Origin of the sequence: Nocardioides alpinus (genome assembly GCF_900112035.1) — a bacterium.
GTDB classification, from domain to species: Bacteria; Actinomycetota; Actinomycetes; order Propionibacteriales; family Nocardioidaceae; genus Nocardioides; species Nocardioides alpinus.
In genome coordinates, this window is the sequence record NZ_FOKC01000014.1 from 1 (window position 1) to 23297 (window position 23297).

Sequence of the window (23297 nt, forward strand, 5' to 3'; positions counted from 1 at the left end):
TCGGTGGTGTGCCGATCAACCCGGACACCGAGACGGCCACGGCACCGCCGAGCGCCGACCCGCCGGCCCGGACCCTCCTCGACGTTCCGGTCGACCTGCTGGCCGACGTGGAGGCCATCACCGGCGACGTCCAGGCGGCGTGGGCCGGCAGCAACGCGTGTGTCCCGCCGCAGGCAGGCATCCGCACGCTGTCCCAGTCCCGTACGACGCTCGCCGGCGCCACCCTGGTCGACACCCCCATCCCGGGTGTCGGGGCGCTCGCCGACGTGACGGCATCGCAGACCGAGACCGGCACCTACCTCGTCGACGACGCCGCCGGCGGATCCGACGTCGTCTCCCGCGCCACGACCACCGTCGGTGACATCGAGCTGCTCGGCGGCCAGGTGACGATCGATGTCACCAACCCCGTCGTGCTGGAGGCACGGTCCGACGGCTCGACGGGCACGGCCTCCTTCGCGAGCCCGCCGACCATCGTCGCAACGGTCGGCGCCGACCAGATCCCGATCCCGCTCAACAACACGCCGCAGAGCATCGTGCCCGCGGGACTCGACCCCCTCGTCGACCTGTCGATCACGGCCTTCACCCCGACGGCCCAGTCCGCCGGTGCCACCGGCAAGGCGACCCTGGACGCCCTGTTCCGCATCGACCTCGAGGTGCTCAGCGTTCCTGCTCCTGTCGGTGTGACGGTCGCTGACGTGTCGCTCGCCGTCGCGCCCATGAGCGTCGAGGCCACCGCACCCGGCGGCGGCGTCGAGTGTGGCGGCGGTCCGTCGTCCGGCTCGATCGCGACCCCCGACATCAGCGCGCCCGCCCAGGCCTCGACCACGACCGACAGCACCCCGGCCGTCTCCGGCACCGGCGCTCCCGGCGCCACGGTCACGGTCAAGGAGGGCACCACCGTCCTCTGCACGGCCGTCGTCGCCGGCAACGGCACCTGGTCCTGCTCACCCTCCACACCGCTGCCCGCCGGGCCGCACACGGTGACGGCGACGCAGACCCAGGACGGCCGGACCAGCGCAGCAGACTCGACCACCTTCACGGTCGTGCCGGACCCCGACGACCCGGACGGTGACGGCCTGCCCAACGGCGGCGAGACCACCCACGGGACCGACCCCGACAACCCCGACACCGACCGCGACGGCCTCACCGACGGCGCCGAGGTCAACACCCACGGCACGGACCCGTCGGCGAAGGACACCGACGAGGACGGCCTCGCCGACGGCCAGGAGGTCAACGGCGTCAAGATCCGTGAGCGCTTCGAGGTCTGCGGCACGAAGGCTCGAAAGTCGATCACCGTGAGGACCAACCCGCTGGCGAAGGACACCGACAAGGACGGTCTGGGTGACGGCAGGGAGGCCAAGGGCTACAAGATCAAGCAGCGCGTCAAGACCCGCGACGGCTCGTTCACGATCGGCAGGACCCGCTCCAACCCGCGCAAGAAGGACACCGACCGCGACGGCCTGAAGGACAAGGTCGAGTTGACCGGCAAGGCCAACAAGCGCTTCGGCAAGGACAAGTCCGACCCGACCAAGTGCGACACGGACCAGGGCGGCGTGCGTGACGGCGCCGAGGTCAAGGCCCGCTCCAACCCGACGGACGTGAGGTCCGGTCCGCGACGTCCGATGGGCCGCATCGCATCGGGCGACGTGCCCCCCGACGGGATGGGCTGATCCTCACCTGAGTCCCCCTGAGGTGCCGGTGCCCCGGGCAGGAAGCTGCCCGGGGCACCGGCACCACTACGCTCCGGGGGTGGACGATCACCAGCCGCAGTCCGTACGTGTGGAGCGGCGGCCCGTCTCCGAGCGGGAGTCACGTGCCGCCAACGGTCCCGACTGGGACCGCTACGCCGACGAGTACCAGGCCACCCACGGCGCCTTCCTGGGTGACGCCGGTTTCGTCTGGGGGCCGGAGGGCCACACCGAGGACGAGCTCCGGATCCTCGGCGACGTGGCCGGGCTCGACGTCCTCGAGGTCGGCAGCGGAGCCGGCCAGTGCTCGCGCTGGGTGCGCACCCACGGCGGTCGCGGCTTCGGCCTCGACCTGTCCCACCGCCAGCTGCAGCACTCGCTGCGTCTCGACGAGGAGACCGGCGTACGTGTCCCCTCCGTGCGCGGCACCGCCACCGACCTCCCGTTCGCTCCGCAGAGCTTCGACATCGTCTTCTGCTCCTTCGGTGCGCTGCAGTTCATCAGCGACATCGACGACGCCGTCGCCGAGGTGGCGCGGGTCCTGCGCCCGGGCGGGCGCTTCGCCTTCTCGGTCACCCACCCGACCCGGTGGATGTTCCCCGACGATCCCGGCGACGCCGGCCTGACCGCCACGCAGTCCTACTGGGACCGCACGCCCTACGTCGAGATCGACGACGCCTCCGGCGTGGTGTCGTACGTCGAGCACCACCGCACGCTCGGCGACTGGGTCCGGATCCTGGCCGGTCACGGGTTCGCCCTGGGCGACCTCGTCGAGCCGGAGTGGCCCGCGGACCACGACCGGGTGTGGGGCGGGTGGTCACGCTCCCGCGGGCTGCTGACTCCGGGGACGGCGATCTTCGTCGCGCACCTGGCGCAGGCCTGACGTCGGACGCGTCCGGCTCCGCGCCCACCCGGCGAGCAGCGACGCGGGGTTGAAGCGCGACCACAGGCGGTGCCGGGCATCGACCTGCGCCACGAGCTCGCCCCGCAGATCGAGACAGGCGTCCCAGAACCGACGGCTGTCCTCGACGTCGCCCGGCCCGGGTGCGAACACGGCCGCGTCCGCCTGTCGGGCGAGCTCGATGCCGGCGCCCAGCTGCCGGGCCTGGGCCACCCGGCTCCACGCGTCCGGCACCGGGGTGCCGCGGTCCCGCGCCGCGTCGAGGACCTCCTGCCACCCGTTGACGTACGTCCCGGACCAGGACGACGTACGCCGACGCCGACCGCGGCGCAGCACCTTGGCCACCGGGACCAGCAGTAGGACGACCAGCACGACCATCAGGGCCGCACCGACCACCCGCAGGGCGATCTGCCACGTCGAGGTCGGCTGGCCGATCGCGGTGCCCTCGGGGAGGGTTACTGGCGTGCCCTTGGGGATCCGGATCTCCTTGTCCTTGCCTTTCGCCGCTGCCTCGAGCTGTTCCTGGACGAAACCGCCGGGGTCGACGGGCTCGACGCCGTCGGCGACCAGGTGCACACCGACGTATCGCGACGGGTCGAGCGTGCGCCAGGTGCCGTCGGCGAACTGGAGCTCCACCCAGGACGTGACGTCGTCGTAGTCGACGACACCACGCGCGTCGGGCTCCGCACCCGTGACGACCCGCGCGGGCACGCCCAGGCGGGAGGCTCCGAGAGCCATGACGGCCGTGTACTGGAACGGCGTCGCGGTCATCTGCTCCGATCCCAGCAGACGCAGCCCGAGGTCGACCGGGGCTTGGGAGGACGATCCGACGAAGCGCGTCGAACCGTTGAGCCGGAGATAGCGGGCGAGCAGCAGGACTCGCTCGATCGGACGGATCTCCTCGCGGCGAAAGGCTTGGAGGTACTGGTCGAGGAAGGCCCCGTCAGGTTGCTGCTGGTCCTCGGTGGCGTCCTGCGTCGCGTCCCTGCGCGTGAACTCGTCCTCGGTGAGCACCGACCCGAACGTGTAGTCGTCGCGGGTGTTGACGCCACCGACGACCAACGCGCTCGACGTGGCCTGGTTGTAGCGCACGTCGTCCAGCTGGGTGCGTCCGTCGGTGTAGTCGAGCGTGAGGCTGGTGAGCTCGCCCAGCATCGGCAGCCAGTCGCTGGCGTAGCCCGGGCGGATCTGGACACGCACGCCCACCGTGCGGCCCTCGTGGGGGGCCGCCACCTCCTGACCGATCCGCTTGAAGGTGCCGAAGCCGTCGGTTCCCGGTGACTCCTCCGCCGGCACCCACGCAGTGCCGTCGTACGTGTCCAGCGCGGCGAAGCGCAGCCGGCGACCCTCGGGCACTCCGGTCGCCCTGAGCAGCTCGTTGCGCCGACCCACCCGCCTCGGGACCACCGACTGGGCGGCGCCGGCGACGAGCGCGCTGTTGCCGTCGCCCTTGAGGAGCACCCGGTCGACCTCGTTGCGGTCCGGGACCAACAGGCTCACGAGCCCGGACACGAGCGTCACGGTCAGCACCGCTGTCAGGGCCGCCGCCACGGATCCGCGCGGCCGCCCGACCAGCGCCTCCCTGCGGCGGGCACGGGCGGCCGCCCAGGCGACCAGCACCACCGCGAAGACGATGCTGCGGGGCACCAGCAGGGAGGGGACGAGCACCCCGAGCGGGATCGTCGCCCCCAGGGCCAGCACCAATGGGATCGTCGGGGCGAGCGCGCGCCGCGTGGAAAGCGCAAGCCACGCCGCAGGTGCGCCCGCCAAGAAGCCCAGCATGAAGGGCACCAGCATCACCTGACCGGTGGGGTCGACCGGAGGCACTGTGCTGACCAAGGTCGTGGGGGCGCTGAAGCTCTCCCCCAGCACCCGATTCATGGTCTCGAAGGTCGGGAGGACATAGGGGCCTAGGCGGCGCAACGCGACCACGGCGCCCAACGGTGCGAAGAGCAGGACCGCGCCCAGTGCGTACCACCACACGCCTTCGTGCAGCCGCCGGGTGAGCAGTGCCAGTACCAGCAGCAGGACGACGGGGAGGAGGCCGGTGAGGAGGTAGCTCCGGTCGGCGAACGTGTTGTCGAGGATCGACAGGACCATCGACATCAGGAACAGGATCATCGCGAGGTCGAGGAGAGTGCCGCGTCGCTGATTCATCGCATGCCTCGCGCCAGCAGCTCCTGGAGCCGGACCAGGTCGGGAATGGAGAGCTCGCGCAGCGAGTGGCTGTCGTGCAGCTGCGCCTCGCTCTCGCTGTCGGCGCGTACGACGATCCAGTCGGCGCCGCGGTCGAAGCGCTGCGCTGCCGCGTCGAGCTCCGCCAGGTCGCGTGCCGCACCGGTCACCTGGACGACGAGTCCCGTCCCGCTGACGGCCGTCGCCGCGTCGGCCGCCTGCGCCAGGTAGTCGTCGCCGGCCGCGACGAACCGGCAGGCGATGTCGGTCATCGCCACCGCGCTGCGGCCCCGGGACACGTGCGGACCGCACCGCAGGTAGGTGTCGAAGTCGTCCCGCACTGCCCGGAGCGCGATCGACGTCGCCACTGAGACGGCGAGCTCGAAGTCACGCATGCGTGGGTAGGACGACCGCGCACCGTCGACCAACACGGTGACATGCCCGCGCCGGGTCTCGTGGTACTGCCGGACCAGGAGCTGGCCGGCCTTGGCGGAGGACCGCCAGTGGACGTGCCGCAGGTCGTCACCGGGGACGTACTCCCGTAGCGCGTGAAAGGCCAGGTCACTCATCGAGAGCTGCTGGCTGGTGGCACCGTCGAGGTCGTTGGTCAGTCCGCCGGCGAAGACGGACAGGTCCGTGACGCGCGGCGCCACGAGCAGCTCGAGCACGTCGCCGGTCTCGAAGCGTCGCGTGACCAGTCCGACGGGGTCGGTCTTCTCGTAGGTCGCCGGACCGACCGCGTGGACGCCGCGCGGCATCTCCGGCAGCTGCACCGACTCGGTGTGGGAGGAGAAGGGCGCCAGGAACGGGAGTCGCAGCGACACCGTACGACCGCCGACGGGCACGGAGACCTTGGGGAACAGCATCGGAGCCGCGCCCGCTCGCACCGTGAGGGCCACGACAGCAGGAGCGACGCCTTCGACCAGCCGGCTGGGCCGCACCACCAGCTCGGACGTCGGGGTCCCCGGCAGCACCTGCCAGACGAACCCGAGCGTCAGCAGGCCGAGGGCCACGACGCCGAGCTGGGTGAACTCCTGCCAGTTGAGCCGGACTGCCAGGAGGATCGTGGCGATGCCCAGCGCCAGGACACTGCGCCCCAATGGGGTCAGCATCCGGAGCGGCGCGAGCGCTGGGGACAGCAGCCGCGCGACCCGCCGTACGGCGGCCGAGGGGAAAGTCTGGTCGCTCACGCGCGATCGCGCGGCACCGCGACCTGGACCAGCAGGTTGTCGATGACCTCGTCGGGGGTGATGCCGCCGAACGCAGCGCTGGACCCCAACAGCAACCGGTGCCCCAGGACCGGGTGGGCCAAGGTGGCGATGTCCTCGGGCACGACATGGCCGCGCCCCTCGGCGAGTGCCCAGGCCTTGGCCGCCCTGATCCAGGCCAGCGCCCCTCGGGTCGAGAGCCCGATCCGCACGTCGGGAACCTCCCGCGACGCCTCCGCCAGGCGACGTACGTAGCTGATGAGCGCAGCGTCGACGTGCACCATGTCGGCCAGCTGGCTCATCTGCAGGATCTCCGCGGCGCCGACGACGGGCGACAGTCCCACCGCGCGGTCGCGGACCTGCGACTGTGCGAGCAGGGCTTCGGTGGCCTCGGCGTCGGGGTGTCCGAGGCTGCTGCGCATCAGGAAGCGGTCGAGCTGGGCCTCGGGCAGCTGGTAGGTGCCGGCCTGCTCGATCGGGTTCTGGGTCGCGATGACCATGAACGGACGCCCCACGTCGTGCGTCTTGCCGTCCACGGTGACGTGCCCCTCCTCCATCACCTCGAGGAGGGCCGACTGTGTCTTGGGAGAGGCCCGGTTGATCTCGTCGGCCAGCACCATGCTGTGGAAGATCGGGCCGGGGTGGAACGAGAAGTCGCCGTGCGCCTGGTCGTAGACGGTGACCCCCGTGACGTCGGACGGCAGCAGGTCGGGGGTGAACTGGATGCGCGCGAACGAGCAGTCCAGCGACTTGGCCAGCGCTCGCGCCAACATGGTCTTGCCGGTGCCCGGCAGGTCCTCGAGGAGGAGGTGTCCGCCGGAGACGAGGCAGGTCAGCGCGAGGCGGACGACCTGCTTCTTGCCGAGCACCGCGGACTCCACGTTGTGCACGACGCGGTCGAACGTGTCGGCGTACCACCGGACGTCGTCGGTGTGGACGGTCGCGATGTCAGGCATACGGGCGAGGAACTACCTCTCGGGCGTCGGGCTCGTGGATCAGGCCGTGGCGGAACGGCGACGCATGATCTGCAACGCGATGCCGATCAGCAGGGCCGGGATGCCGACGATGTAGCCGATCAGCGGGACGGTGCTCTTGATCAGGTTGAGACTGCTGGCGTTTGACTTGGAGTCCTCGGCGTTGCCCGCGACCTGCTCGTCGGTGAAGCCGTAGTCGAGGGCGAGGAAGGTGTTGCCATCGCCGTCGAGCCGCTCCTGCGTCTCGAACTGGTTGACGATCGCGCCCGTGGTCGGGTCGATCCAGATTTCCCTGTCGGTGGAGTAGGTGCCCTGGACACCGTCGGTGACCTCGATCGGAACGTCGGAGACGACGATCTTGTAGACGTAGGTCTCCAGGCCGTCGACGTCCTCGGTGCGGTCGTAGGTCGCGTCGACCGCCTGGCCGGCGAAGCCGTCCCAATACTGGTAGGTCTTCTTCTCGGCCTCGAAAGGCCACTTGTTGACGAGGCCTTCCTTGGTCTCCGCACTGGGGGGCAGGTACTTGGGGTCGCTGACGGCCATCGCGTCACGGCGGTCGGTCGCGAAGTTGTCCGTGCTCGCGGAGATGAGGCGTTCCTCCGGGTCGCTCGCGCTGACGCACTCGTCGATCTCGCCTTCGTCCTTGACCAGGCAGCTGGAGTTCTGGAAGACGACGACCTCGCCGTCGGAGCGATCCGAGTCGGCGCGCGTGACGCTGAAGGCCTTGACCGGGAACTCGTCGGTGCCGCCGGTGCCGTCCGAAAGCTGGGCCGTGCCGTCGAGCAGCGTGAGGCTGTCGGTGTCGAGCGGGGTCTTCATGAGCTGCCCGGGAGCCCAGAATTGAGCCAGGATCGCCAAGGTGACCAAGAAGCCACCCAGCACCGTCAAGCCGATGCCAAAGCCTTTACGCATAGCGATTTTCCTCCCGGTCGCCCACAGAACGGGCCGACTGTAGCAGCGAAGTGACTCCTGAGTAGCCAATCGCCGGGCCAAGTTTCGCGTCGCCCGATGGCCGCCCGCGCGGGCGGGTTAGAGTCCCCGCCATGTCTTCCAGCACTCTCGGACCCGCGAGCCCGGCACACACGGGCGGAACGGCGACGGAGGGCATGAACGCCTCGCGCCGGATCGCCCTCATCGACGGCATCCGCGGCGTGGCCATCGTGCTGGTCGTGCTCTCGCACGGCTGGGTGCTGTGGCCCATCGAGCGGATCGATGAGACCGCCTGGATTCGTCCTCTCTTCCGGAGCGGCAACTTCGCCGTCACCGTGTTCCTCGTCGCCGCCGGCTACCTCTCCTACGTCTCGCTCGCCTCGCGCGGGATCCACCACATGCGCCCCGGCGTGACCTTCGTACGCCGCGTGCTGCGCGTCGGCCCCAGTCTCTGGTTGCTGCTGGCCGCCGTCCTCGTCGTGTCGACGCTCGACAGCACCGATGAGACCACCGCAAGCGATAACGTCGACTCCGTGTGGCACGTGCTCACCTACACGTGGAACTGGTACGTCCAGGGCAACCTGATGACGTCGCGGCCCGACTTCGGCCACCTCTGGTACCTGTCGGTCGACATGCAGGCCTTCGTGATCACGGCCGCCGTCCTCTACATGATGCGACGCCGCCCCGTGGGCGTGCTCTTCGTGCTCGGCGGCCTGCTGCTGCTGCTCACGTGGTGGCGCTTCCACGTCACGGACACCGAGTTCGTCTTCCAGGTGCTGGTCCGGACCACCGCCCGCATGGACCCCTTCGTCGTGGGCGTGATGCTGGGCGCGACCCTACCGCTCGTACGACGCCTCGACCTCCCCCAGCGAGCACTCCGCTGGACATCCACGGCAACCCTCGTGGCGCTGGTGCCGCTGGCGTACTACTGCTCGCGCGACGAGCGTTTCCTCGGCTGGGGCGTCACGCTGCTCGAGCTCGACCTCGCCCTGCTCTTCGGTGCCGCTGTGCTTCTGACCCGGGCGCCGCGCGCTGTGGGCGTCCTGAGCGTGCGACCGCTGGCCTTCCTCGGCAGGCACTCGCTGCTGCTCTACATCTGGCACTACCCCGTCTTCACGTTCCTCGCCCGACACACTGAGGACTGGGCGTGGTTTCTTCGCACCGCAGTGGCGATTCTGCTCACCGTGCTCATCTCACTCGCCGCACACCGGATGGTCGAGCGCCGTGCCACCGAGCTCCTGAGCCACCCGCTGTGGCGCGAGGCAGACAACGGTCTCGTGCCGTTCACCCGGGCACGTGCCACGAGCATCTGGTCCCGGACACTGCAGCAGGTGAAGCACCCGTGACCTCTCGCTTCCTGTCCGCACCTCGCGCCGGGTGGGAACCCACCGATACGCCGACCCGGGTTCTGCTCCTCCTGACCCTCGGCTACAGCGCGTTCTTGGTGTGGCTGAGCCACGACGCCTACTTCTGGGGGGACGACTGGACGTTCCTCCTTCGTAAGGGAACGATCCCCGGCGAGGCGATCGGAACCTTGATGGACCCCTACAACAGTCACTGGTCACTCGCACACGGGCTGACGTACCGACTGTTGTTCGAGATCTTCGGGATGAAGACCTACGTCCCGTGGCTGATAGTCCTGGTGGCGTTCCACGCAGTCATTGTCCTGTCCATTCACTACATCCTCCGACGCACCGGATGTCCCCGGTCCGTCGCACTTGGAACAGCGCTGGCGATCCTGGTGACCGGGGTCGCCCCGGAAATGGTCGTCTGGGATGCCGCCATGTCCCACTCGGGTGCGCTCGCGCTGGGATTTCTGGCCCTGGCGGTCGTGGTCGGCACGGACGCTCGACGTGCCGGCCTGGTCGTCGCCGCGGCGCTGCTGTCCGTCGCGCTGATGTTCTCGGCAACCGGCATCTCGGTCGTAGTGCTGACGGCCGTCTTCGTGGCTGCGCAGCACGGTCTGCGCCGGGCCGCGCTGGTTGCCGGTCCGCCCATCGCGATGTTCGTGATGTGGCTCGTGGTCTGGGGGCGCGAGGTCTCGGGCGTGTCACGGACCTTCGATGGCGTGGCTGACGTCCCGAACTACGTCTTCGACGGGCTGACGAAGGTCTTCGGGACCGCGGTGGGTGTCCCGGGTGTCGGACCGGTCGTCGTCGTGGCCCTCATGATCAACCTGCTCACCGATCGTGACTCCAACCCTGCCCTCCGCGCGCTCGCGTGGTCCGGGCTGGCGGCCGCCGTCGCCCAGCTCGTCCTCGAGGGCGTCGGCCGACTGCAGATCGGTCAGATCGACGACAACCCCAATCGCTACGCCTACTTCAGCCTTGTGCTACTGAGCCCGGCTCTCGCCCTTGGGTTCGCACGGATCCTCCGGACGACGATCGAGCCGCGATGGTTGCCACTCGCCGGGGTCTCGCTGGCCCTCGTCGGCTACTCCCTGCACGGTGTGAGCCTCGTTCGCGAATACTCGGCGGGCTATACGGCGGTGTCGCGATCCTGGCTGGACCGTTTCGAGGGCATCATCGCGAGCGCAGACGCGGGCCAGCGGCCGCTGGCCCAGTCGTACGATGACCCGGTCAACGGGGGCATCACGCAGGAACTGATCGCCAGTCAGGCCGTGCGTGCCGTACTCCCGGACGGCACGCCCTCGCCAGCCGACCGACTCGGCGCCGAGATGATGTTCAACGTGGGTGTCGGCACCCAGACGTACGACCTCTTCAACCCGGCCTTCGTCGACCTCGCCTTCGGCTGGAACCGCGAGATCAAGAAGCTGCCCGGCTGCCAGACCTATGTCGCGACGGTTCCCAACCCGATGCTCCAGATCGCGACCATGGATGGCATTGAGATCGGCGTCACCAGCGTCTCGACAGAGGTGACGACGCGCCTGGTGCGCGATGACATGGTCGCCGATGGGCGCATCTGGAATGTGCCCGCCGGGTCGATCCACATCGCGTCAACTGCGAAGGACGCAGTGCTGCAAGTGAGCTTCAATGCCGCGGGCGAGTACACCATCTGCAAGCAGTGACGGCCTCCGCCCATCCTCACCACACCAGGTGTGTGGTCCCTACTTCTTGCGCCGCAGCCGGTCGACCGAGTGCAGAACCTTGTGAGCCAGCTCGTCGGAGATGCCAAGGCGACGCTTGACCCTGTCGTAGACGTCCAGCACAGTTCGGTCCGCGGCGATCGCGGCCTTCTTCGCGCGCCCCTCGTCGGGACGGGCCTGGTAGTTGGTCGACCTGCGCACGGGCGGCGCCGACTCCTCGGTGAAGTAGTACATCGCCAGGGACCTCCGGGCCATGTCGGGCGGGCAGGTCAGGCCGTCAGGGTGGCCGTGAAAGGTGTCGTCCGCGGTAGAGAAGACCAGCATCCGGTTGCCAGCGGGAGTGACTCTGGCGTGGCACGCGGTCATCTTCTGGTCCCACAGCTCGAGCTTCCCGCCCCACTCGTCGTGCCACTCCTCGTTGAGGTAGAGCAGGATGTTGACCCGCCGCGCCCAATTCTCGTGGGTGTGGTGGGTGGTGAAGTCGGCGTGGATGTTGAGGTGACCACCACGCAGGGTCTGGTGGAGGCCGCCCCCGTCCATCGTGTAGTCGGGGATCAGGTCGTCGATCCCAGTCAGCTTCTCCAGGTAGGCGACGAACTCAGGCGAGCAGAACTCACGAGCGATGGCCTGCAAGCTGTCGGCCCACGTGTCGGGGTAGACGTTGCAGTACTTGGTCTCGTTGACGTGGAGGTAGCCCTTCCAGAACTCGTCCTTGATCCCCGGGAAGTCGCGCACGGCGGCCGCGAACGCGTCGGGGTGCAGTACGTCGTCGAGCACGATGTGCGGGTAGGGCTGGGCGGTGCGGTAGGCCTCGGACGACGTCTCGAGGGCTGCGTTGAGGTTCGTCTGGTCGACGAGTTCCAGGGCGGTCTCCATGGCGCGCATCATGCCACCCCCCAGTCGGCCGAAGCGGCCCATCGCCACGAAATCTGCCTCTCTCGACGACGTGACGCCGCGAAGGCTACTGGCGGGTTACACTCGCTCGGTTCATCCGCCGGTCACCTTCCGACGGCGGGTGTGATGAGTCCTGGTTGGAGGGAGAGCCGTGCAGTCGACCGAGGTGTCCGCGGAAGCGTCCGCCGGGCCGCGTCCGGCGCGAGTGGGCGTGCTGGTCGTGGCCTACAACGCCGCGTCCACGCTGGAGAAGACGCTCAACCGTCTGCCGGAGAGCTTCGTCGGAGCTGTCGACCATGTCATGGTCTGTGACGACGCCAGCATCGACGACACCTACGAGATCGGTATGCGCTTCCGCGACACGGCGCGGTTCCCGATCACTGTCGTCAAGCACGGGCGCAACCTCGGCTACGGCGGCAACCAGAAGGTCGGCTATCGCTGGGCCCTCGAGCACGGACTCGACGTCGTGGTGCTGCTGCACGGCGATGGGCAGTACGCCCCCGAGTGCATCGAGGACCTGGTCGCCCCACTGGTCAGTGGCGACGCCGACGCCGTCTTTGGCTCACGGATGCTCGACAAGGGCGGTGCCCGTGCCGGCGGCATGCCGACCTACAAGTACGTCGGCAACAAGGTCCTGACCCGCTTCCAGAACGCCCTCACCAAGCAGAACCTGTCCGAGTGGCACTCCGGCTACCGTGCCTACCGCACCGATGCCCTCGCCGACCTCGACCTGTCGACCTTCAGCGACGGCTTCGACTTCGACACGGAAATCATCCTGGGCCTGATCCGCGCTCGCAAGCGCATCATCGAGGTCCCGATCCCGACCTACTACGGTGACGAGATCTGCTACGTCAACGGCGTGAAGTACGCCAAGGACGTGTCCCGCGACGTGGTCCGACACTGGGCCAACGAGCACGGCTTCGGGGGTGGCGTGCAGTCGACGGAGTCCGACGAGTACGCACTCAAGGACGAGTACGGGTCACATGCCGTCCTGCTCGAGTGGCTGTCCCGGCACGAGCCCGGCCGAGTGCTGGACGCCGGTTGCTACGACGGGCGCTTCGCCCAGCGAGCGAGAATGCTCGGCCACCACGTGACAGGACTCGACCGTCAGAAGCACGAAGGGGTGGCGGGGCGGGTCGACGAGTTCATCGAGGCTGACCTCAACCTCCCCCTCCCCCACGGCCTCGACGCGCAGTACGACGTCGTGATCGCCGGCGACATCCTCGAGCACGTCGTCGAGCCGCACCTCCTGCTGACCGACCTCTGCGCCAAGGTGCGCCCCGGCGGCGAACTGCTGGTGTCGGTGCCCAACTTCGGCCACTGGTATCCGCGTGGACGCATCGCCGTCGGCAAGTTCGACTACGACCAGCGCGGTCCCCTCGACCGCGGCCACATCCGCTTCTTCACCCGCGACATGATCGAGCGGCTCCTCGCCGACTGCGGCCTGAGCATCATCGAGACCCGCATCGTCGGCACTCCCTTCAACACCTTCGCCGACTCCTCGCAGGAGAACCTCGGAGGTCGGATGGTCCGTCAGGTCGAGCGCACCGACCGCGGGCTGGTCCGGGCCTGGCCCCGGCTGTTCGGCTATCAATTCCTTTACCGGCTGGAAGTGGCGTGACCTCGACCCTGTTGACCCGTCCGACCATCGACCACGTCCCGCCCTACGCCGACCGCCAGACCCGCATCCGCTTCGTCGCCACCGCGACGGGCCTCCTCGTGGGGGGCCTGGGCTACTTCCTGACCCTGCTCAACTACTCGACCGACATCGGGCGCGCGGCCCTCGCCGGTGGCTACTTCTCCAACTTCTTCGACGATCAGGCGCGGGCGCTCCTCGACGGACACCTCGACATGGACCCGCAGTCGCTGGCGATCGAAGGCTTCGTCCACGACGGAAAGACCTACACCTACTTCCCGCCGTTCCCCGCGCTGCTGCGACTGCCGGTGCTGATGACGACCAAGGAGTTCGACTACCAGCTCACGCTGCTGTCGATGGCGCTCGCCTGGGTCGTGCTGGCGGTCATGTCGACGAAGCTCATCTGGCTGCTCCTCGACCACATCGTCGAGGGAGAGCTCACCTGGCGCTCCGGCATCCTGGCCGGCACCTTCGTCGCGGGTGCGACCGGTGGCACGTTCTTGACCTATGACGCCAGCCTCCCGTGGGTCTACCACGAGGTCTACACCTGGGCGGTCGCCGCCGCGGTCGGCGGCATCTACTGGATGGTGCGCACCTGCTTGGCGCCGTCGAAGCACACCGTCTTCTGGCTCGCCGTCTTCGCGCTGGTCACCGTGGGCTGCCGTACGACCGAGGGCTGGGCGATCTGCCTCGGTGCGATCGGGCTCGGCCTCCTCGCGCGCTTCCGACCGTTCTCCGCCGAGCACCGGGCGTTGTGGTGGCGCATCGTGCTGGCCGGCGTCGGGCCCCTGGCCGCGTCCATCGCGCTCAACATGTACAAGTTCGACGCGGTCTACATGTTCCCCCTCAAGGACCAGGTCTGGACCCAGGTCAACGCCCAGCGCCAGGCCGCGCTGGCCGCCAACGACGGCACCCTGAGCGGTCCGCAGTTCTTCACCACGTCGTTCATGGCCTACCTGCGCCCCGACGGGATCCGCTTCACCGACTACTTCCCGTGGATCACGCTTCCTGCCGAGCCGGCCAAGGCCTACAACGGTGCCTTCGTCGACCAGGCCTACCGCACCGGCAGCGTCACCGGCTTCATGTGGATCTTCCTGCTGCTGATGGCCCTTGCCGTGGTGGTGGCCTTCTGGCCGGGGCGCAACGCGGTCGTCGCCAAGCTCCGCCTCCCGCTGCTCGCCAGCATCCTGTGCACCGGCGGCGTGATGACCTACGGCTACTACTCCACCCGCTACGCCAGCGACTTCGTGCCGGCGATGGTCCTCGGCGGGGCGATCGGCACCGCACTGCTGGCGATGTTCGTCGCCACGCGTCGCCGGTGGACGGCCCCTGTCACCGGCTTCCTTGCCCTCGGGATGATCTTCGCGATCTTGGCGCAGATGTCGATCGGACTCTTCATGGCCGCCTCCCTTCACCGCGGCGAACCCCTGCAGCGATACGTCTCGCTCCAGGCCGACCTCACCCCAGGCGCGCAGCGCGAGCTCATCAGCCAGATCGACGGGCTCCCCGAGGGTGGCAGCACCGACGATCTCGCCATCCGCGGCGACTGCGAGGCGCTCTACCTGCACACCGGCGACCAGTACGAGCCGTGGGTGCCGGTGGAGGAGCGCGACCGGGTGTGGCGCTTCCGCGAGACCGGACAGCTCGTGCCGGGCCGGATCCAGCTGCTGACGATCTCCGGGGCCCAGGAGCAGTCCGTGTGGCTCCAGCTCCGCGAGGACCGGCTGGCTCGCGGCATCCTGGTCAAGGGCAAGGAGGAGATCGAGGGACCCCTGTTCGAGATCCCCACGGACGGCGGTTTCGCCCTCGGCATCCGCAACCTCCTCGACCTGGGCTACTTCGAGATCGAGACGACTCCCGGTGGCGCCTTCGGCTACACCGAGTCCGTCTACTTCAACGATGACTGGGACTCACTCCCTGCCCTCGCCGAGCGCGCCTACGACGAGGCCGACCTGGCCGCGCACGGGCTGTCCGTCAGCCCGGAGCTCGGCCTGCCCATCCCGCTGTGCGAGCGGCTCGCCGACAACGCCGGACTGACGCTCAGCGGGGGCTGACGGTGCGGATCGCCTTCCTCTCCTGGCGCGACACCACGCACCCGGACGGGGGCGGGTCGGAGGTGTTCGTCGAGGCGGTGGGGCGTGAGCTGGTGCTCCGCGGCCACGCCGTCACGCTGCTGTGCTCACGACACCCCGGGTCGGCCCCGCGCGACGACCTCGACGGCATACGACTGCGCCGGCTCGGCGGCCGACTGACCGTCTACCTGTGGGGCTTGGCCTGGCTGGTCTGGCACCGCCGCGATGTCGACGTGGTCGTCGACGTGGTCAACGGCCTACCCTTCGCCTCACCGCTCGTACGCCGTAAGGGTGTCGTCGCCCTCGTGCACCACGTGCACGCCGAGCAGTGGCGCATCATCTACCCGGGGCTCGCCGGTCGCATCGGCTGGTTCGTGGAGAGCCGCATCGTGCCGTTGCTCTACCGGGGGCGGCCCTTCCTCACCGTCTCGGACGCCTCCGCCCGCGACCTGGTCGCGATCGGCGTCGACGCCGCCCGGATCACCGTCGTACGCAACGGACTGGTCGCCGTGCCGGCTGAGGTCGTGGAGGAGTCGCCGCTGCCGCGGCTGGCCGTGCTCTCGCGGCTCGTGCCGCACAAGCAGATCGAGCATGCCCTGACAGTCGTCCACCGACTGTCCGCCGAGTTCCCGGACCTCCATCTCGACGTGGTCGGCGACGGCTGGTGGCACGACGAGCTCGCCACGGCTGCCGAAGCCCTCGACGTCACCGACCGGGTGACGTTCCACGGACACGTCAGCGATGCCCGCCGCGACCAGCTCGTGGGCGAGGCCTGGCTGATGGTCATGCCCTCGATCAAGGAGGGATGGTGCCTGGCGATCACCGAGTCCGGCGCGCAGGGCACCCCGAGCGTGGCCTACGCCGAGGCAGGCGGGGTGACCGAGTCGATCCGCGACGGCGTGACCGGTCGGCTGGCAGCGGACCTCGACGACCTCGTGGGGATCGTCCGCGAGCTGCTGACGGACCACACGACGCGGAGCAGGATGGGCGTGGCCGCGCGTCGGATGGCACGCACGCTCACGTGGGACACGTGTGCTGTGCGGGCCGAGGTGGTGCTCCGGGCAGCCGGAGCACCGAACGATCAGTCGCCGTAGACGAGGATCTGCTGGCTGGCAGGGTTCTTGTCGGGGGTCTGGGTCTGGCTGTAGACCAGCCCGAAGAGCCCAAGTGCCGCGAGGAGCGCACCGACGAGCGCCGGGGCGAGGAACGTGGTGAAGACTCCGAGGAAGGTCATCCCGGACGTGGCCCCGGTGTTGCCCGTGCTGCTCACTGACGTCTCCCTCTGCTGAAAGTTACCGAGCGTTAGGTTACATGAACTGGCCGTTGGCGTCTCGTTCTCGGCGAGCCACGATGCGTGTCGCCGCGGCAGCCAGCGCCAGCCCCAGCGCCGCGAGGTGTGCCATCCACACGGACAGGCGCCTCACCCCCCAGACAGGGGCGTCAGGGATCACGGCGTCGGGGACCCGGTAGAGCTCGACGAACTCACCGAGGCGGACCGGTTCGAGACCGCTGAGGTCGAGCTGCGCGGCCTCCTCGTCGTCGGGGTAGACCACGACCCACGAGACCCCCAGGGCCGGCAGCGTCTGCGCGGGCGGGCCTTCGTCGAGCGCCTCCCCGACCGCGGCCGCCAGGCGCCCCTCCCCCGGCACCAGCACGGCGCCCACCTGCAGCGAGTCGCTGGTGACGACCTCGGCGTCGAACATCCTTACGGCCGGGTCGGACGACGTCATCCCCGGCCGACCCCACGCGAAGGCGCGGTAGGCGCGCCACGGCAGGGTCACCACCAGCTCGCGGTCGTGGCCGGCGAGCAGGTCGGCCGTCGCCTCGAAGTCGGCGGGGAACACGACCGGGTGCACCGTCGGCCAGGTCCGGGTCGTGGCATCCGGGAGCAGGAGCACCGGCCCCAGTGCGACGACCAGCAGGATCGGCCAGCGGAGGTCGTTCGTCGCCAGGGCGCGCGAGATCCTCGCCGCGCAGGCTCCGAAGGCGGCCGCCACGAGGACGACCGCAGGCGCGAGCAGCTTCTGGGTGTCGCGGGCCAGCCCGGCGCCCGGCACCGTCTGCACCAGCCACACCATCAGGTCGGCCCCCCACGATGTGGCTGCCGACAACGCCACCGCAGCCAGCACCCCCGAGAGCATGCACCAGCGCGCCAGGTCGCCTCCACCCCACACGCGGCGCAGCGCGGGCAGGCCGACCGCAAGGACCAGCACGACGGCGAGTGCGGCGACGGGCGCCCACCACGTCGTACGCGTCGCCGGCTCGGCGCCGGCGTCCCAGATCCCGCCCAGCCCGAGCAGCGCCACGACCGATCCGAACGGCGACTCCGTGTCGGGCGCGAAGGCGGCAACGCCGGAGGAGTCGGACACGGCGGCCGCGGGTCCGGTGAGTGCGGCGACCAGCCACGGGGCCTGGAGTGCCAGGCCGGCGCCGAGCAGCGCGGCGAGACGACGTAGGTGCGGCGTTGCGGCCGCGAGCAGCCCGGCGAGGGCGAAGAGCCCCCCGGTGGGGGTCAACGACGCCAGCGCGGTCCAGGCGATCGCCGCGGCCAGGTCGCCGCGTCGCCCGTCGCGGCGGTAGCGCATCGCAGCGTCGACCAGCCACGGCAGCGCGGCGCACCCCAGGAGGAGGGCCCACTGACCCATGGCGAGGCGTTCGACGACGAAGGCGTTCCAGACGGCGAAGCCGGAGCCCGCCACCTGGGCCGTCCGACCCAGCGGCGCGAGGAGCCGCGCCACGCCCCACCCCAGGAGCGCGAGGCTCAACGGCAGGATCAGCCTCGCCAGCACTCCCCCGTCGACGAGGTGGGTGAGTGCCGCGACCACGGAGTCCACCGGCACCGCGCGCGGTGCGACGTCGCCGAGGCCCCAGGTGGAGTCGGTGAACGGCTGGCGCGGGACGAAGACGAGGTCCCGGGCCAGCGGATGCCCCGGCCGGACGAGCAGCGGGAGCACGAGCACCAGGGAGAGCGCAAGGGGCCACAGAGTGACGAGCCAGTCCTGCCACGGCCGACTGTTCCACCTGCGCGCCGGCACCACGGGGCCAGCCTATGCTGTGCGGCGTGCCAGACCTGTCGGTTCCGCTCCTCGACTTCGAGGCGGCATGGAGCAGCGCTCGCCAGGTCGACGGCTGGCTGACGGAGGCGCAGGCCCGCATGCTGTACGACTCCGCGCGGGCCGTGGCGCCGGGGCGCGTCGTCGAGATCGGCAGCCATCTCGGCCGGTCCACCATCATGCTGGCCGCCAGCGGTGCCGCGGTCACCGCGGTCGACCCGTTCCCCGGCGACTGGCGCTACGGGCGGTCCGACACCGAGCAGCGCCTGCGCAGCCACCTCGCCGGTGCCGGTGTCGACACCCGCGTCGACGTACGCGTGGCGACGAGCCGCACGACCCGGGCAGACTGGTCCGAGCCTGTGCGGCTCGTCTATGTCGACGGCAAGCACGACATGTGGTCCTGCCTCGACGACCTGAGGTGGAGCCGGTTCCTCCGGGTCGGCGACGTGGTGCTGGTCCATGACGCCTTCTCGTCCCTCGGCGTGACCTCGGCCGTGCTGTGCGACGCAGCCATCACTGACCGCCACCGCTATGCGGGTCGCACCGGATCGATGGCTCGCTTCGAGATCTCCCGACCGGCGCTCCGCGACCGGCTGCGGGTCCTGCGGGAGCTGCCGTGGTTCGTCCGCAACCTCGTGGTCAAGGTGCTGCTGCGGCTCCACCTGCGTCCGATCGCCCGGCTGCTCGGGCACCGCGACACTGCCGACCCCTATTGAGCACCCCAACCGGTGCACGCCGACACGGTAACCTAGGATGCGGCACGTGACGGCCCCGAGCAGCGTGCGCAGCAGCCGCACGTTCGACGGCAGCGCCGTCGCCGTGGCCACCAGCGTCATGAACCTCGCGACCTACGGGTTCACCATGCTCGCCGCGCGGATCCTCGGCCCGGGCCAGTACGGCGCGTTCGTCGCCTGCCTCAGCCTCCTCATCGTCGTCCAGGTGCTCGCGCTCGGGCTCCAGGCCACTGCGGCTCGGCGCATCGCCGTCGACCAGACGAACGTCGGGGCGATCGAGCGCGCCATCCTCACGCTCACCACCAGGGTCTCGCTGGCCATCGGGCTGGTGATGTGCCTGCTGATCCCCGCGATCAACGCCCTGCTCAACCTGGACAGCCTCGCCACCGCGACCGTGGTCGCCCTGTCGACGGTGCCGCTCACACTGGCGGGCGGCCAGGCCGGGATCCTGCAGGGCGAACGCCGGTGGGGCGCGCTGGCCGTCTTCTACCTCGCCGGTGGCATCCCCCGGCTCCTCATCGGACTCGCGATCATCCTGTGGCGGCCCGACGCCACGAGCGCGATCCTCGGTGTCGGCCTCGGCTATCTCTTCCCGCTGCTCGTCGGCTGGTGGGTGCTGCGGGACCGGCGTACGCCCGAGGCGGTGGCGCCGGAGCACTCCGCGCGTTCCCTGCTCGTCGAGAGCGCCCACAACGCCCAGGTCCTGCTCGCCTACTTCGCCCTCACCAGCGTGGACATCATCCTGGCCCGGCAGGTGCTCAGCGAGCACGACGCCGGTCTCTACGCCGCCGGCCTGATCATGGCGAAGGTGATGATCTTCCTGCCGCAGTTCATCGTGGTCATCGCCTTCCCGGACATGGCGACCCCCGAAGGCCGCCACCGCGCACTGGTCCGCAGCCTCGTGGCCGTGGCGGTCCTGGGTGTCCTGGCCATCGGCGCCGCCAAGGTGCTCTCCGGCGTGGCGATGATCTTCGTCGGCGGTTCGGAGTTCGGCGAGGTGGAGGACCTGCTCTGGCAGTTCGCCCTGCTCGGCACGCTGCTCGCGATGCTGCAGCTGCAGGTCTACGCGGTGCTCGCCCGGCAGGCCCGCCGGTCGGTGCTGCTCGTGTGGGCGGCCCTCGCTGCGATCATCGTGCTGGGTCTCGGTGCCGACTCGGTCGCCGGACTGGTCCGGGTGGTCGTCGGCGTCGACGCAGTGCTGCTGCTGGCACTGACGGTCGCCAGCCTGCGCCTCGCGAAGCAGGCCGACCCAGGCGCGGCGTCAGTGGGCGGCGTCGTGCCAGCTGCGCCCGGAACCGATTGACACGTCGAGCGGCACCGCCAGCTCAGCAGCACCACCCATCTCCGCGCGCACCAGCTCCGCGAGGGCGTCGCCCTCCCCCGGCGCGACCTCGAACACGAGCTCGTCGTGCACCTGCAGCAGCATCCGCGAGCGGAGTCCCTGCTCGGCCAGGGCGCGCTCGACGCCGAGCATCGCGACCTTGACCAGGTCGGCGGCCGAACCCTGGATGGGCGCGTTGAGCGCCATCCGCTCGGCGGTCTCGCGTCGCTGGCGGTTGTCGCTGGTGAGGTCTGGGAGGTAGCGCCGGCGCCCCAGGATCGTCTCGGTGAAGCCGGATCGACGCGCCTCGTCGACGATGCCGCCGAGGTAGTCGCGCACGCCGCCGAAGGTCTCGAAGTACTCCTCCATCAGGCCGGCCGCCTCGCCCGTGCTGATCCGCAGCTGTCCGGAGAGGCCGAAGGCGGACAGGCCGTAGGCGAGGCCGTAGTTCATCGCCTTGATCTTGGCGCGCTGCTCGGAGCTGACGGCGTCCGCGTCGACGCCGAAGACACGTGCAGCGGTGATCGAGTGGAAGTCCTGCCCGGAGCGGAACGCCTCGATGAGGAGGGCGTCCTCGGACAGGTGCGCCATGATGCGCATCTCGACCTGGCTGTAGTCGGCCGTCATCAGCGACTCGTAGCCCTCACCGACCACGAAGCCCTCACGGATCCGGCGGCCCGCCTCGGTGCGGATCGGGATGTTCTGGAGGTTGGGATCGGTGCTGGAGAGCCGTCCGGTCGCGGCGATGATCTGGTTGTAGGTCGTGTGGATGCGGCCGTCGGAGGCGACGGTCTTGAGCAGGCCCTCGACGGTCTGGCGCAGCCGGATCACGTCGCGGTGGCGCAGCAGGTGCTGGAGGAAGGGGTGCTCGGTCTTCTCGAAGAGCGCCTGCAGGGCGTCGGCGTCCGTCGTGTAGCCGGTCTTGGTGCGCTTGGTCTTGGGCATCGCGAGCTCGTCGAAGAGCACGACCTGCAGCTGCTTGGGCGAGCCGAGGTTGATCTCCTTGCCGATGACGTCGTAGGCGTCGGTGGCCGCGGCGCGCACCTGGTCGCCGAAGTCGGACTCGAGGCCCTCGAGGTAGTCGGTGTCGACCGCGATGCCGACCTGCTCCATCCGGACCAGGGTCCCGATCAGCGGGAGCTCGACGTCGCTGAGCAGACGGGTGCCGCCGTGCTCCTCCACCGCCCCGTCCAGCGCACCGGCCAGGTCGAGGACCGCCTTGGCCGTCAGCATCGCCGTGTCACTGGCCGTCGTGTCGTCGAGGGCGTCGAAGCTGAGCTGGTCGACGTCGGCGGTGTCCTGGCGCAGCTCGCGCTTGAGGTAGCGCAGGGTCAGGTCGGCCAGGGCGTAGGAACGCTGGTCGGGCTGGACGAGATAGGCGGCGAGGGCCGTGTCGACCTCCAGGCCGCCGAGCTCCCACCCGCGGGCGGCCAACGCCAGGCTCGGGCCGTTGGCGTCGTGGAGCACCTTGGGTCGGCCGGGATCGGCCAACCAGGCGGCGACCGTGGCGTCGTCGTCAGGACCGATGTCGGCGACGTCGATCCAGGCTGCCTGCCCGGCCGCCGTGGCGATGGCGACCGACAGGACCTCGCCGGTGCCGGCGCGCCAGGTGCCGGTGATCGCCACGCCCACCCGCTCCCCGGCCGGCGCGTGCTGCTCCAGCCAGGCTGGCGCTCCACCGGGGGCCAGTCGCTGGCCGTCGAGCTCGAAGCCCGCCTCGGCGCTCATCTCCTCCTCGGGCGCCGGGTCGATCGTGTCGAGCAGCCGCGTGCGGAGCTCGCCGCGGAACTCGAGCTCGTCGAGGAGCTCGAGGCCGGCCGTCCGGTCCCAGGGGCGGCGGTCGAAGTCGCTCGGGTGCATCGGAAGCGTCATGTCGCGCACGAGCGCGTTGAGCTGCCGGTTGCGGATCACGTCGCCGAGGTGCTCGCGCAGCGCCTCACCCTTCTTGCCCGTGATCTCGTCGGCGTGGGCGATGACGTTGTCGAGACCGTCGAACTGGTTGATCCACCTGGCCGCGAAGCCCGGGCCGACGCCCGGGACGCCCGGCAGGTTGTCGGAGGTCTCGCCGACGATCGCCGCCAGCTCGGGGTAGCGGTGCGGAGGGACGCCGTACTTCTCCTCGACCGCCGCCGGGGTGAGGCGGGCGAGGTTGCTCACGCCCTGCATGGGGTAGAGCACGGTCGAGTGCTCCGTGACGAGCTGGATGGAGTCGCGGTCACCGGTGAGGATCAGCACCTCCATCCCGTCGGCCAGGGCCTCGGTGACGAGGGTGGCGATGATGTCGTCGGCCTCGAAGCCGGCGACGTCGAGGTGCTGGATGGACAGGGCGTCGAGCACCCGTCGGATCAGCGGCAGCTGGCTGCTGAACTCCTCGGGCGTCTTGTTGCGCTTGGCCTTGTACTCCGCGTAGGCCTCGAGGCGGAACGTCTGCCGCGACTTGTCGAAGGCGACCGCCACGTGCGTCGGCACCTCGTCGCGCAGCACGTTGACCAGCATCGAGGTGAAGCCGTAGACCGCGTTGGTGTGCTGTCCGGTCGCCGTGGCGAAGTTCTCCACGGGCAGGGCGAAGAACGCCCGGTAGGCCAACGAGTGACCATCGAGCAACAGCAGGCGGGGACGGGAAGGCTCGCTCGATCCAGGCACGCGGCGACTCTATCGGCCGCCG

The 23297-nt window shown here is 69.9% G+C and carries 17 protein-coding genes; 9 read left to right on the forward strand and 8 right to left on the reverse strand.

Translation table 11 applies throughout. The annotated features are described in order from the left end of the window. Positions 1–1670: Ig-like domain-containing protein (locus BM127_RS22435; RefSeq protein WP_175507461.1), on the forward strand; the 1670-nt coding region annotated here is incomplete at its 5' end. 79 nt (positions 1671–1749) lie between these two features. Continuing rightward, a complete protein-coding gene (locus tag BM127_RS19590; RefSeq protein ID WP_091201440.1) occupies positions 1750–2571 on the forward strand; it encodes a class I SAM-dependent methyltransferase in 822 nt (273 codons plus the stop codon). Here BM127_RS19590 and BM127_RS19595 read toward each other — a convergent pair. Genes BM127_RS19595 through BM127_RS19610 form a run of 4 tightly spaced genes read right to left on the reverse strand, consistent with a single transcriptional unit; the run spans position 2506 to position 7858 of the window. Then, entirely contained in the window at positions 2506–4746 is a 2241-nt protein-coding gene (locus BM127_RS19595) for a transglutaminase TgpA family protein (RefSeq protein WP_091201444.1), read from the reverse strand. The two genes, BM127_RS19590 and BM127_RS19595, sit on opposite strands and share 66 nt — an antisense overlap. Next, positions 4743–5954, reverse strand: coding sequence for a DUF58 domain-containing protein (locus BM127_RS19600; protein WP_091201446.1), 1212 nt, complete (start codon positions 5952–5954; stop codon positions 4743–4745). The genes BM127_RS19595 and BM127_RS19600 overlap by 4 nt, the downstream gene beginning before the upstream one ends. Beyond that, positions 5951–6928: an AAA family ATPase gene (locus BM127_RS19605; RefSeq protein ID WP_091201448.1), complete on the reverse strand. Its 978-nt coding sequence runs from the start codon at positions 6926–6928 to the stop codon at positions 5951–5953. Before BM127_RS19605 ends, BM127_RS19600 begins: the two co-directional genes overlap by 4 nt. A 39-nt stretch (positions 6929–6967) precedes the next feature. Next, positions 6968–7858, reverse strand: a complete 891-nt coding sequence (locus BM127_RS19610) for a PorA family protein (RefSeq protein ID WP_091201450.1) — start codon at positions 7856–7858, stop codon at positions 6968–6970. A 131-nt stretch (positions 7859–7989) separates the two neighbouring features. Here BM127_RS19610 and BM127_RS19615 point away from each other — a divergent pair, with 131 nt between their 5' ends. Both BM127_RS19615 and BM127_RS19620 read left to right on the forward strand, forming a co-directional pair. Next, on the forward strand, positions 7990–9222 hold the full coding sequence (locus BM127_RS19615; RefSeq protein ID WP_091201452.1) for an acyltransferase family protein: 1233 nt from the start codon (positions 7990–7992) through the stop codon (positions 9220–9222). Beyond that, positions 9219–10904 (forward strand): hypothetical protein, encoded by a 1686-nt coding sequence (locus tag BM127_RS19620; protein WP_091201453.1) that lies wholly within the window; start codon positions 9219–9221, stop codon positions 10902–10904. The genes BM127_RS19615 and BM127_RS19620 overlap by 4 nt, the downstream gene beginning before the upstream one ends. A gap of 39 nt (positions 10905–10943) precedes the next feature. Here BM127_RS19620 and BM127_RS19625 read toward each other — a convergent pair whose 3' ends face one another. Beyond that, entirely contained in the window at positions 10944–11798 is an 855-nt protein-coding gene (locus BM127_RS19625) for a 2OG-Fe(II) oxygenase (protein ID WP_139227812.1), read from the reverse strand. Between the two features lie 169 nt (positions 11799–11967). Between BM127_RS19625 and BM127_RS19630 the strand changes: the two genes are divergently transcribed. From BM127_RS19630 to BM127_RS21995, 3 genes are read left to right on the forward strand one after another with little or no spacing between them, the layout of a single operon-like run. Next, positions 11968–13437 carry a bifunctional glycosyltransferase/class I SAM-dependent methyltransferase gene (locus BM127_RS19630; protein WP_198554334.1) on the forward strand — a complete coding sequence of 490 codons (1470 nt, stop codon included), beginning with the start codon at positions 11968–11970 and terminating at the stop codon, positions 13435–13437. Then, complete coding sequence (locus tag BM127_RS19635) at positions 13434–15506, forward strand: hypothetical protein (protein ID WP_091201457.1); 2073 nt, start codon at positions 13434–13436, stop codon at positions 15504–15506. The genes BM127_RS19630 and BM127_RS19635 overlap by 4 nt, the downstream gene beginning before the upstream one ends. A gap of 2 nt (positions 15507–15508) precedes the next feature. Beyond that, on the forward strand, positions 15509–16618 hold the full coding sequence (locus tag BM127_RS21995) for a glycosyltransferase family 4 protein (protein WP_139227813.1): 1110 nt from the start codon (positions 15509–15511) through the stop codon (positions 16616–16618). On the opposite strand, the gene BM127_RS19645 is transcribed toward BM127_RS21995, so the two are convergent. Further along, positions 16606–16794, reverse strand: a complete 189-nt coding sequence (locus tag BM127_RS19645; RefSeq protein ID WP_091201459.1) for a hypothetical protein — start codon at positions 16792–16794, stop codon at positions 16606–16608. The two genes, BM127_RS21995 and BM127_RS19645, sit on opposite strands and share 13 nt — an antisense overlap. A gap of 37 nt (positions 16795–16831) precedes the next feature. Beyond that, positions 16832–18562, reverse strand: a complete 1731-nt coding sequence (locus BM127_RS19650) for an MmpA family trehalose lipid delivery protein (RefSeq protein ID WP_091201461.1) — start codon at positions 18560–18562, stop codon at positions 16832–16834. A gap of 23 nt (positions 18563–18585) precedes the next feature. On the opposite strand from BM127_RS19650, the gene BM127_RS19655 reads away from it, so the two are divergent. Both BM127_RS19655 and BM127_RS19660 read left to right on the forward strand, forming a co-directional pair. Continuing rightward, positions 18586–19293, forward strand: a complete 708-nt coding sequence (locus BM127_RS19655; protein WP_198554333.1) for a class I SAM-dependent methyltransferase — start codon at positions 18586–18588, stop codon at positions 19291–19293. Between the two features lie 37 nt (positions 19294–19330). Next, entirely contained in the window at positions 19331–20614 is a 1284-nt protein-coding gene (locus tag BM127_RS19660; protein ID WP_372476604.1) for an oligosaccharide flippase family protein, read from the forward strand. Here the strand turns inward: BM127_RS19660 and polA are convergent. Further along, a complete protein-coding gene (gene polA, locus BM127_RS19665) occupies positions 20573–23275 on the reverse strand; it encodes a DNA polymerase I (RefSeq protein WP_091201467.1) in 2703 nt (900 codons plus the stop codon). The genes BM127_RS19660 and polA overlap by 42 nt on opposite strands. Positions 23276–23297: the final 22 nt, after the last annotated feature.

Excerpts from the sequence above, each read along its gene's own strand:
- BM127_RS19605 (WP_091201448.1), bottom strand. The coding sequence starts at position 6,928 with ATGCCTGACATCGCGACCGTCCACACCGACGACGTCCGGTGGTACGCC.
- BM127_RS19615 (WP_091201452.1), top strand. The coding sequence starts at position 7,990 with ATGTCTTCCAGCACTCTCGGACCCGCGAGCCCGGCACACACGGGCGGA.
- BM127_RS19625 (WP_139227812.1), bottom strand. The coding sequence starts at position 11,798 with ATGGAGACCGCCCTGGAACTCGTCGACCAGACGAACCTCAACGCAGCC.
- BM127_RS19595 (WP_091201444.1), bottom strand. The coding sequence starts at position 4,746 with ATGAATCAGCGACGCGGCACTCTCCTCGACCTCGCGATGATCCTGTTC.
- BM127_RS19610 (WP_091201450.1), bottom strand. The coding sequence starts at position 7,858 with ATGCGTAAAGGCTTTGGCATCGGCTTGACGGTGCTGGGTGGCTTCTTG.
- BM127_RS19660 (WP_372476604.1), top strand. The coding sequence starts at position 19,331 with ATGCGGCACGTGACGGCCCCGAGCAGCGTGCGCAGCAGCCGCACGTTC.